The organism is Mesorhizobium sp. LMG17149, assembly GCF_024518695.1.
Classification (GTDB): Bacteria; Pseudomonadota; Alphaproteobacteria; order Rhizobiales; family Rhizobiaceae; genus Mesorhizobium.
This window is the reverse complement of the sequence record NZ_JANIFL010000005.1, coordinates 102244-112866: the sequence shown is the minus strand read 5'-3', so window position 1 is coordinate 112866 and position 10623 is coordinate 102244. Positions and strand designations below refer to the sequence as shown.

Annotated in this window: 12 protein-coding genes; 6 read left to right on the top strand and 6 right to left on the bottom strand. The window is 63.4% G+C overall.

Features of this window, described 5'->3' with window-relative positions:
* The first annotated feature begins 3 nt into the window (after positions 1-3).
* Positions 4-1023, top strand: a complete 1020-nt coding sequence (locus tag NP945_RS12665; protein WP_127267670.1) for a LacI family DNA-binding transcriptional regulator — start codon at positions 4-6, stop codon at positions 1021-1023.
* 32 nt (positions 1024-1055) lie between these two features.
* On the opposite strand, the gene NP945_RS12660 is transcribed toward NP945_RS12665, so the two are convergent.
* The 3 genes from NP945_RS12660 to NP945_RS12650 all read right to left on the bottom strand — a co-directional run bounded on the left by NP945_RS12660 (position 1056) and on the right by NP945_RS12650 (position 4609).
* A complete protein-coding gene (locus tag NP945_RS12660; protein WP_256746530.1) occupies positions 1056-2057 on the bottom strand; it encodes an LLM class flavin-dependent oxidoreductase in 1002 nt (333 codons plus the stop codon).
* Positions 2058-2125: 68 nt separating this feature from the next.
* Complete coding sequence (locus NP945_RS12655; protein ID WP_127267668.1) at positions 2126-3295, bottom strand: AI-2E family transporter; 1170 nt, start codon at positions 3293-3295, stop codon at positions 2126-2128.
* 252 nt (positions 3296-3547) lie between these two features.
* Positions 3548-4609, bottom strand: a complete 1062-nt coding sequence (locus NP945_RS12650) for an LLM class flavin-dependent oxidoreductase (protein WP_256746529.1) — start codon at positions 4607-4609, stop codon at positions 3548-3550.
* 300 nt (positions 4610-4909) lie between these two features.
* Here NP945_RS12650 and NP945_RS12645 point away from each other — a divergent pair, with 300 nt between their 5' ends.
* Positions 4910-5338, top strand: a complete 429-nt coding sequence (locus NP945_RS12645) for a DUF6481 family protein (RefSeq protein WP_023761392.1) — start codon at positions 4910-4912, stop codon at positions 5336-5338.
* Between the two features lie 128 nt (positions 5339-5466).
* Here NP945_RS12645 and sugE read toward each other — a convergent pair whose 3' ends face one another.
* The gene (sugE, locus tag NP945_RS12640) at positions 5467-5781 is read right to left on the bottom strand and encodes a quaternary ammonium compound efflux SMR transporter SugE (protein ID WP_013528463.1); all 315 of its coding nucleotides are present in this window, start codon (positions 5779-5781) and stop codon (positions 5467-5469) included.
* Between the two features lie 206 nt (positions 5782-5987).
* The gene (locus NP945_RS12635) at positions 5988-6113 is read right to left on the bottom strand and encodes a hypothetical protein (protein WP_013528464.1); all 126 of its coding nucleotides are present in this window, start codon (positions 6111-6113) and stop codon (positions 5988-5990) included.
* Positions 6114-6323: 210 nt separating this feature from the next.
* Between NP945_RS12635 and NP945_RS12630 the strand changes: the two genes are divergently transcribed.
* The 3 genes from NP945_RS12630 to NP945_RS12620 all read left to right on the top strand — a co-directional run bounded on the left by NP945_RS12630 (position 6324) and on the right by NP945_RS12620 (position 8694).
* The gene (locus NP945_RS12630) at positions 6324-7133 is read left to right on the top strand and encodes a transglutaminase family protein (protein ID WP_027040094.1); all 810 of its coding nucleotides are present in this window, start codon (positions 6324-6326) and stop codon (positions 7131-7133) included.
* 129 nt (positions 7134-7262) lie between these two features.
* Positions 7263-8228 carry a cation diffusion facilitator family transporter gene (locus NP945_RS12625; RefSeq protein ID WP_256746528.1) on the top strand — a complete coding sequence of 322 codons (966 nt, stop codon included), beginning with the start codon at positions 7263-7265 and terminating at the stop codon, positions 8226-8228.
* A 61-nt stretch (positions 8229-8289) separates the two neighbouring features.
* Complete coding sequence (locus NP945_RS12620) at positions 8290-8694, top strand: GFA family protein (RefSeq protein WP_127269361.1); 405 nt, start codon at positions 8290-8292, stop codon at positions 8692-8694.
* A gap of 20 nt (positions 8695-8714) precedes the next feature.
* On the opposite strand, the gene NP945_RS12615 is transcribed toward NP945_RS12620, so the two are convergent.
* Positions 8715-9986: a DNA recombination protein RmuC gene (locus NP945_RS12615; RefSeq protein ID WP_127269360.1), complete on the bottom strand. Its 1272-nt coding sequence runs from the start codon at positions 9984-9986 to the stop codon at positions 8715-8717.
* 103 nt (positions 9987-10089) lie between these two features.
* Here NP945_RS12615 and def point away from each other — a divergent pair, with 103 nt between their 5' ends.
* Positions 10090-10620, top strand: coding sequence for a peptide deformylase (gene def / locus NP945_RS12610; RefSeq protein ID WP_127269359.1), 531 nt, complete (start codon positions 10090-10092; stop codon positions 10618-10620).
* The last annotated feature ends 3 nt before the right edge of the window (positions 10621-10623 follow it).

The window sequence follows — 10623 nt, the reverse complement described above, 5'->3', positions numbered from 1 at the left end:
ACCATGCTTCATGTGGCTGAAGCGGCGCGTGTTTCTGTGGCCACCGTTTCGGCGCTGATCAATGGCACGGCGACGGTCAGCCCGGAGCTTAGCCAGCGCATCGAGCAGGCAATCCGCGATATCGGCTACAAGCGCAATGCGATCGCCCGCAGCCTGAAGATGGGCACGACCCGCACCATCGGACTGACCGTGCCGCACATCACCAACCCGTTCTTCACCGATGTCGTCTCGGTCATCCAGCAGGCCTTCGACCGGGCCGGCTATGCCGTCATGCTGTGCTGCACGGACGAGGATTTGAACACCCAGGACGACCAGATCAGGCTGCTGCTCGACCGCATGGTCGACGGGCTGATCGTGGCGCGCGTCGGCGACGGCGCGATCCTCAAGCGGATCGTCGACGACGCCAACGTGCCGGTCGTGCTGCTCGATCGTATCTGCAAAGGCATCGACACCGATGCCGTGGTGCTGGACAACCAGCGCGCGGTGTTCGACGCCATCACCTATCTGATCAATCTCGGCCACCGGCGCATCGGTTACATCACCGGCACCTCGGACATCTCGCCGATGCATGACCGCATGGCGGGATATCGCGAGGCGCTTCACGCCGCCGGCCTGCCGATCGCCGAGGAGCTGATCCGCTTCGGCAATTTCCACGAGATCGACGGCTATAACGAAACCATGCAGATGCTTTCCTCGCATGATCGTCCAAGCGCGATCTTCTCGGCGAACAATCCGATGGTGATCGGCACCATGAAGGCGATCCGCGACATCGGCCTGTCCTGCCCGGAAGATATTTCGGTCGCCTGCTTCGACGACTTTCCATGGTCCGACGTGTTCCAGCCGCAGTTGACCACGGTGGCCCAGCCCGTGCAGGCGATCGGCGAACAGGCGGCCAATCTGCTTCTCGATCGTCTCGCCGGCAACAGGGACGCGCCGCCGCGCAAGCTTTTGCTCAAGGGCAGGCTGATGATCCGCAATTCATGCCGTCCGCTCGGCGCGATTGCGCAGAGCGTGAGCGCGTAGCCTTCCCCCGGCGTAAGTCGTAGCAGGGCCTGTCAGGCCGCCTGCGAAAGGGATTTGTGCGCCTCGGCCAGGATTTCGAACGACCGCACCCGCGCCGCATGATCAAACATCTGCGCAGTGACCATCAGTTCGTCGGCACCGGTGCGGCGCACGAAGGCATCGATGCCTTGCCGCACCGTTTCCGGGGAGCCTACGACGGCGCAGGACAAGGCCTGGCCGAGCATTGTCTTTGCCATCGGATCGAGATCGCGGTCATAGTTCTCGACAGGTGGCGGCAGCCGGCCGGCCCGACCGGTGCGCAGATTGACGAAAGCCTGCTGCAGCGAGGTGAACAACAAACGGGCCTCCGCATCGGTGGGCGCGGCGAAGACATTGAGGCCAAGCATGACATGCGGCTTGTCGAGCTGCTCGGACGGCTGGAAGCGCGAGCGGTAGACATCCAGCGCGTGATCCAGCTCCGCCGGCGCGAAATGCGAAGCGAAGGCGTAGGGCAGGCCGAGCATGGCGGCGAGCTGCGCGCCGTAGAGGCTGGAGCCGAGGATCCAGACCGGCACGTCCTGGCCTTCGCCGGGCACGGCGCGAATTCGCTGGCCTTCCTCGGCCGGCTGGAAATAGCCCATCAGCTCGACGACATCCTGAGGGAAATTGTCGACCCCGGCCTCGAGATTGCGGCGCAAGGCACGGGCGGTGCCCATGTCGGTGCCGGGCGCCCGGCCGATGCCGAGATCGATGCGGCCCGGATGCAAGGCGGCCAGCGTGCCGAACTGCTCGGCAATCACCAGCGGCGCATGGTTGGGCAGCATGATGCCGCCGGCGCCGACGCGAATGGTCTTGGTACCGCCGGCGACATGGGCAATGACGACGGCTGTGGCCGCGCTGGCGATACCCGGCATGTTGTGATGCTCGGCCAGCCAGAAACGCTTGTAGCCCAGGCGCTCGGCATGGCGGGCAAGATCGAGCGAGTTGGCCAGCGACTGCGAGGCATTGCTGCCTTCGACGATCGGCGACAGGTCGAGAACGGAAAGAGCGGTCATGGATGGGATCCTGTGTCAGGACCGCATGTAGGAAGCATCCGGCGGCGCCGCAAATTCAAAAATATTGATCAGCCTTTGATAGCTTCGGGGTCGGCGATGTCGTCCTCCTCGACGACAACCGCGTGCTGCGCGGCGAGAAAATTGCCGACATGGCTGAGCCCGTCGAAATGATCGCAGAATACCTTGATGACGACCAGCAGCGGCACCGCCATCAGGGCGCCGACGAAGCCCCACAACCATGACCAGAAGGCGATGGCGATCAAGATTGCCACGGCGTTGATCTCCAGACGCCGGCCGACCACCATCGGCGTCACGAACTGGCCTTCGACGATGTCGCACAAGATCACGAAGGCCGGCGCCAGAAGCGCGTAGAAGATGGTATCGAAGCTGATCAACGCCATGACCGTGACAAGCACGATGGTGATCAGCGCTCCGACATAGGGCAAGAAGTTGAGCAACGCCGCGGCGGCTCCCCAGACCAGCGGATTGGGCATGCCGAGCGCCCACAGACCAAGAGCGATGACCGTGCCGAGGCCGGCATTGATGATGGTGACGGTGAGCAGATAGTGCGAGATTTCGCGCTCGACGTCATAGACGACGCGCAGCGCCCGTTTCTTTTCGCTGAGGCTGGCGAAGGACTGGATGATCTTTTCATAAAACATCGTGCCGGAGGCGAGCAGGAACAGCGACAGCACGAAGATGATGGTCAGGCCTGTCCCGGCCGACAGGATGTTGCTGGCGGCCGCCGACAGGATGCCGGACTGCGCCATCGCCACCCTCTGGATGCCCGGCTCCTGCGACGTCTGGGTCAGCTGTTCGATCTGATGCGAAATCTGCATGATCTTCTCGAGTGGGCGGCGCAATTGCGCCAGCCGTTCGGCAAGTTGCTGGCCTATCGAAGAGGTGTTGTTGATGAGGTCGATGATCGGTCCGCTGAGCAGGTAGCCTACGCTGGCAAAGATGCAGATCGACAACAGCACCAGAAGGGTCGCCGAAACCACTTCGGAGATGCCGTGCCTGCGCAGGAGCCTAACGATCGGCGTCAGCGTCAGCGCCAGCAGGAAAGCCAGAATGACCGGCATGAAGAAAGCGCGAGCGAAGTAGAGCGCATAGATGGCCATGAACAGGAAAATGCCGACGAGCAGCGAGCGCATCAGATGCGTGTCGGCGCGGGCCGCAACGCGCGAATCCGACTCGTCGGCGATGGCGCGGCCCAAGGCAGCGGGTTCGGTTTTCATGCTCACCCTCGAGCCGGCGCCCTCGGCGATCGGCTATTGCTTGCATGAACGCAGAGTTATGGGCGCAGGTTCCATGAGCCGGCTTCCGGAATGAGGCCCGTTTGCACGGGTCCGGAAATCAGAGCGCGCCGCAGCATCCAGGCCTGCACTCACGGCATTGGAAGAGAGATTTGGCTTTCTTCCCAATGTCGTGGCGACGCGGACGAAAAATCCGGCCTTCTCAATTGCAGCAGCCAGCAGCCGACATTTCCGTCAGGCTGCCGGCGCGGTGACGGCTGTGCCAGCCCTGGCTGTTTCCTTGCGCACGATCGGCGCCACCCTGGTGCCGTAGAGTTCGATCGCCTTCATGATCTTGGCATGCGGCATGGTGCCGATCGCCATTTGCAGCAGGAAGCGGTCATTGCCGAAGATCTTGTGCTGGGCGACGATTTTTTCGGCCACTTGCTCGGGACCGCCGACGAACAACGCGCCGTTCGGGCCGCGCGACTGGTCGAAATGCGCTTGGGATGTCGGACCCCAGCCGCGCTCGCGGCCGATGCGGTTCATCACCTCCGCCTGCGGGCCGTAAAAATCGTGGGCCGCCTGCTCGGTCGTCTCGGCGATGAAGCCGTGCACGTTGATGCTGGTGGCAAGGCCCGCCGGGTCACCGCCGGCGCGCTTGGCGGCCTCACGGTAGAGATCGAACAGCGGCGCGAAGCGCGCCGGCTCGCCGCCGATGATGGCGAGCGCCAGCGGCAGGCCGAGCGCGCCAGCGCGGGCGGCAGACTGCGGCGTGCCGCCAATGGCGATCCAGACCGGTAGCCTGTCCTGGAACGGCCGGGGATAAACGCCGCGATCGTTGATCGGCGCGCGCAGATTGCCGGACCAGGTAACCTTCACGCTGTCGCGGATGGCAAGCAGCAGATCGAGCTTTTCGGCGAACAGTTCGTCATAGTCCTCGAGGTTGTAACCGAACAGCGGGAAGGATTCGATGAACGAGCCGCGCCCGGCCATGATCTCGGCGCGGCCGCCCGACAGAAGGTCGAGCGTGGCGAACTGCTGAAAAACGCGCACCGGGTCATCGGAAGACAGAACGGTGACGGCACTGGTCAGCTTGATGCGCTTCGAGCGCTCGGCGGCCGCGGCCAGGGCCACGACCGGTGCGGAGGCGGCATAGTCGGGCCGGTGATGCTCGCCGAGGCCGAAGACGTCGAGGCCGACCTGATCGGCCAACTCAACCTCCTCGATCAGGTTGCGCAGCCGCTCATGCGGGCCGATGGCGCCGGGGCCCGGCTGCGGGCTGACGTCGGCGAAGGTGTAGAGACCGAGTTCCATCTAATGTCATCCTGGTGTTGGAATTTGCCGCTAGACGTAGCCATCCGCCAACCTCGCCGCCAGAGGCGCGACGGTGAACAGTGCATGTCGTTTTCGGTTCAATCTCTTCGTCGCAATTCCCAAGGGAAAGCGCTGCGCGCTTTTCCCGGAAAACCGTTTCACACTTTCCCTGAAATTGCTCCAAAGGCGTCTCCCGAGTGCAACAGCCGACAATTTCATGGCTGCCATGCCGTTTTGGCGCTTGAACTCTCGGTTTTCGCGCGTATGTAAGCGTCGCGAATTGACTTCAGGGAAGTGGACTTGGCTATCTACAGGGAAAAAGACGTTTTCGAGCGGCGCAATGCCGCAAACGAGGCAAAGAAGGCGCTCCTCGAGCGCTTCAAGGCAAAGCCGGCGGCGGATGATCCTGCTGTGCTGGCACGGCAGGCTGAACGCAAGGCGATCCTTGCGGCCCGCGAAATCCGCGAGGCTGAAAAGGCTCGGCTGAAGCAGGAGAAGCTGGCACGCGAAGCGGTCGAGAAGGCCGAGCGCGAGGCAGCAGCCGAAGCGGCACGTATCGCCGCCGAGGAAGCTGCACAGGCTGAGGCCAAGATTCGGGAATCCGAAGAGAACGAGCGCATCGCCCGTTTTCTGGCCGACGAAGCCGAACGCAAGGCCAAGCGTGACGCGCGTTATGCGGCACGCAAGCAGCGCACCGGCAGGACGCCGCCGGGCTTCTCCGCCCGCTAGCCTCAGGATTACCGAAGCAGCCAGCTTCGACAATCAGGGTCGCCTCACAGCGGCCCTGAAGGTGTTTGTCCGTCGCCCAAATATTGGTCCCGGTTCTGAGAGGACGACATGCGCAAACCAAAAGACCGTCAGGCGGCGAACTTCAGCCCCATGATGCCGCAGACGATGAGCGCGATGCAGGCCAGCCTGATCGCGGTGGCTGGTTCGCCGAGCAGCCAGATGCCGAGCAGCGCCGTACCGACGGTGCCGATGCCGGTCCACACCGCATAGGCGGTGCCAACGGGCAGCGCCTTCAGCGCCAGGCCGAGCAGAGTGAGGCTGACGACCATCGAGGCAACAGTCAGCACGGTCGGCACCAGCTTCGAGAAGCCATCTGTATATTTGAGGCCGATTGCCCAGCCGATCTCGAACAGGCCCGCGAAAAAGAGAAGAATCCACGACATCGACAACGCTCCATCAGAGCATCGGACCGAAAGGTGATTTCGGCGTCCGACGATCAGTCAAACAATGGCGGGTCGTCCCGTCCGGATTTCGGGGAAGCGCGAGGTCGTCCCCGCCATGCCAATATAGGAATTTCGAGCGCTCGATCAACAGCGGCCGGCAACAGTGTCGCCGGCCGTAACCCTTATTGCGAAGTGGATCGCCGGACCTACTTGTCCTTGAGCTTCATCGCCTTGACCGGCGGCGCCTTCAGCGCGGGAGCCGGAGCGGGCTTCTTGGCGTCCTTCTTCGGCTTGCGGGCTTCCTTGCCTGCCTTCATCGCACCTTTAGCCATGATTCGTTCCTCCTGATGTGGGACGCCAAGTGAAACAAGAGAACCGCCCGACCGCAAGGGGTTAGCGACCGTTGCCGGCGTCGCCGGATCGCTTTCAACCGGTTTCTAATTTGCTCGTAAACCATGACGGTCCGTGCGATGGTCATTTTCGCACTGCAGCATCGACCCGAGCTTCGCCGGGTGATCGTCAGGCAGGCCGTCAGGACGACAATGCGAATCCACATCGGCTGCGAGATGAGCTTCGACTTTCCGCAGGAAACGCCGCTCATCGCGATGCTGAATGTGCATTATTCGCGTGCCTCCGATCTCGAGCGGCCGGATTTCCTGATTTCCAACCCGCCGGTGCCGATCGAAAGCTATCGCGACAGTTTCGGCAATTGGTGCAACCGGTTCGTCGCGCCGCCCGGGCGTTTCACCTTCGGCACCGACGCGGTGATCCGCGATCCCGGCACTTTCGAGATGGGCGATCTGATGGCCTGGCAGCACGAGGTTCGCGACCTGCCGGCGGACACGCTGCTGTTCCTGCTGCCCAGCCGTTTTTGCGAAAGCGACCTTCTGGCTGATGAAGCGTGGCGGCTGTTCGGCAACACGCCGCTGGGCATTCCGCGCGTGCAGGCGGTCTGCGACTTCGTCCACAACCACATCGTCTTCAACTACGGCAATGCTCGGCCGACACGCACCGCTGCGGAAGCGTATCGCGAACAGAGCGGCGTGTGCCGAGACTACGCGCATCTCGCCGTCACCTTCTGCCGGGCGCTCAACATCCCAACGCGCTACTGCACCGGCTACATCAGCGACATCGGTATGCCGAAACCATGGGCGAGCATGGATTTCTGCGCCTGGATGGAAGTCTATCTCGGCGGCCGCTGGCATGTCTTCGACCCGCGCAACAATGCACCGCGCATCGGCCGCATCCTGATCGCCTCCGGCCGCGACGCCGCCGACGTGCCGCTGACCCATATATTCGGCCCGGGAACGCTTGCCGGCTTCAAGGTGTGGACCAGCGAGATCGTCGAGTAGTCGCCGTTTTCCATAGGCCGATCTCTCTCATGATCGCTGGCTTGGACGACCCGACATTCGCGCGGTGTGATGCCTGTGGAGCTTTAGCGGCCTGGCCGCTAGACTGCGCCTTGAATGGGAACAAATGCCATGGCCGGGCACGGCGGCTCAAAAAAGGTGATCTACGCGGCGCTCGCCGGCAATTTCGCCATCGCGCTGACCAAGTTCGCCGCCGCCGCCTTCACCGGCAGTTCGGCGATGCTGTCGGAGGGCGTGCATTCGCTGGTCGATACCGGCAATGGCGGCCTGCTGCTCTACGGCATGCACCGCGCCGCCCGCCCGGCCGACCGGACGCATCCGCTCGGTCACGGCCGCGAACTCTACTTCTGGAGCTTCATCGTCGCGCTCCTCGTCTTCGCGCTGGGCGCCGGCGTGTCGTTCTACGAAGGCGTGATCCATATGATGGCGCCGGAGCCGGTCGTCAACGCCGAGGTGACCTACGTCGTGCTCGGCCTTTCCTTCCTGTTCGAAGGCAGTTCGTGGTGGGTGGCGCTGAAGGAGTTCCGTCAGCAGAAGGGCAAGCAGGGCTGGCTGCGGGCGGTGCAGTCGAGCAAGGATCCGAGCGTCTACACCGTGCTGTTCGAGGACAGTGCAGCGCTTCTCGGCCTGATCGTCGCGTTCGCCGGCATCCTGGCGGCGGAAGTTCTGGAGATGCCGGAACTCGACGGCGCCGCCTCGATCGGCATTGGGCTGATCCTGGGCGCGACGGCGATCTTCCTGGCCCGCGAAAGCAAGGGCCTGCTGATCGGCGAGCCGGCATCGCCCGAGGTGCAGATGAAGGTGCTGGCGATCGCCCAGCAGGATCCGGCGGTGCAGCGGGCGAACGGCGTCCTGACCGTCCATATGGGGCCGGCAGAGATCGTCGCCGGGCTCAGCATCGAGTTCGAGGACCATTTGACGGCGCCCGAGATCGAAGCTTGCGTCGAGCGCCTGGAGGCGCAGCTGAAGAAGGAAATGCCGGAGATCACGCGGCTGTTCGTCAAACCACAGGCGGCAGGCACCTGGGAGCAGCGGCGCAAGCTGATCGAGACCGCATCCGATCCGGCTCTGGACTAGCGCTGCGCCATTGCCTGGCTGGCTTGACCCGCTAGATTATCGGGATTCAGGAGGAACGAAGATGAAGATCGACGGCGGCTGCCACTGCGGCGCCATCACCTACGAGGCGGAGGTCGATCCGGAAAAGACCACGATCTGCCACTGCACGGATTGCCAGCAACTGACCGGCACGGCTTTTCGCCTGACGGTTCCGGCGCCGGAAAGCAACTACCGCATCACCAAGGGCACGCCGAAAATCTACATCAAGATCGTGGCGAGCGGCGCCAAGCGCACCCAGGCCTTTTGCGCTGACTGCGGCTCGCATCTTTACGCCACGTCTGTCGGCGATGGCCCCAAGGTCTATGGGATTCGCGTGGGGACCGCGCGGCAGCGCCAGGATTTGATTCCAACACAGCAGAAATGGCACCGCTCGGCGCTGCACTGGCTGCCTGAATTTCAGGGCATGACCACGTTGGAGGAGCAGTAGCGCCGGTCCGGCACCGCGCCTCAATCGTCGCCTTCAACGACCCTCAGCCTGAGCTGCCCGGTTTTCGAATCGGCAACGCGCGCGCCAGTATCGACCTTCGCGGCGGGAGCCCGTGACGCTGCGTCCGCGGCGGCATCGCCGTCGGGCTGCGCGCCGAATTCCAGTGCCTCGATCTTCTGGCCGCGCTTGGTGACCTTCGACGTCGAAACCAGGATGTCGTCGATGTCCTTGGCCGACTGACCGAAATGCACCTGCAGCTTGCGCACCCGCTCGTCGACGCGCGCGACATCCTCCATCAGCCGGATGACTTCGCCCTGAATCAGGTGCGCCTGTTCGCGCATGCGGGCATCCTTGAGGATCGCCTGGATGACCTGGATCGACAGCATCAGCAATGACGGCGAGACGATGACGATTCGGGCGCGGTGCGCCTTGTGGACGATCGCCTCGAAATTCTCGTGGATCTCGGCGAACACTGATTCCGACGGCACGAACATGAAGGCGGTGTCCTGCGTCTCGCCCTGGATCAGGTATTTTTCCGAGATATCGCGGACATGGATCTCGATGTCGCGGCGGAAGGCCTGCGAGGCGGCCTTCTGCAGGTCGGCGCCATCGGCGGCGCGGATGGCATTCCAGGCCTCGAGCGGAAACTTGGCGTCGATGGCCAGCGACGGCGCGCCGTTCGGCATCTTCACCAGGCAGTCAGGACGGCTGCCGTTCGACAGCGTCGCCTGGAATTCATAGGCGCCGTGCGGCAGGCCGTCGGCGACGATCGCCTCCATGCGAGACTGGCCGAAAGCACCGCGCGTCTGCTTATTGGAGAGGATCGCCTGCAGCTGCACGACCTGGCCGGCGAGCGACTGGATGTTGCCCTGCGCGACATCGATGATGGCCAGCCGCTCCTGCAATTTGGCCAGGCTCTCATGCGTGGATTTGGTCTGCTCGGTCATGGTCTGGCCGAGCCGGCCGGTCATGGCGTCGAGGCGCTGGCCGATCGACTGCGTCAGCTCCGCCTGCCGTGCGCCGAACACTTCGGCGATGGCGCCCATACGACCCTGCATTTCGGCCTGGCTTTGCAGAATGCCGGCCATCCGCACTTCCGCATCGCGGGCATGATCGGCGGCTTCCGCAGCCGCGACGGCGCGCGCCTTCGCCGACCGCCACAGCGCAATGACCAGCGCCACGAACAGGGCCAGAAACAGCAAAGCGCCGAAGGCCAGCGCATGGCCGAGCGTGACGGTTGTGGCGCCAAGCCGGGCGACAGGTTCGGAAAGGATGGTGCTCAAATCATTCATGTGGACAGCATAAACGATTCGCGCTGCCGGCACAGATCAAAACGTGAACGAGCCTCCAGCCTACCGGTTGACGCTTTTCTCTGGAGGTCTTAGGTGGAACGCCATGTCGATCAAGCCGCTCATCATCCTTCCCGACCCCATCCTGCGCCAGGTTTCCAAGCCGGTGGAGCGTGTCGACGCACCTTTGCGCAAATTAGCCGACGACATGCTGGCGACCATGTATGACGCGCCGGGCATCGGATTGGCGGCAATCCAGATCGGCGAGCCGCTGCGCTTGCTGGTGATCGATCTGGCCAAGGAAGACGAGACGCCGGCGCCGCATGTCTTCATCAACCCGGAAATCCTGGAGAGCGCCGACGCGCGCTCGGTCTATGAGGAAGGCTGCCTGTCGATCCCGGATTATTACGCCGAGGTCGAACGCCCGGCCTCCGTGCGGGTCAAATATGTCGACCGCGACGGCAAATTGCAGGATATGGAGGCCGAGGGCCTGATGGCCACCTGCCTGCAGCATGAGATCGACCACCTCAATGGCGTCCTGTTCATCGACCACATCTCGAAGCTGAAGCGCGACATGGTGGTGAAGAAATTCAAGAAGCTTGCCAGGGACAAGGCGCCGGGCAAGCTGGCGGGATAGGGC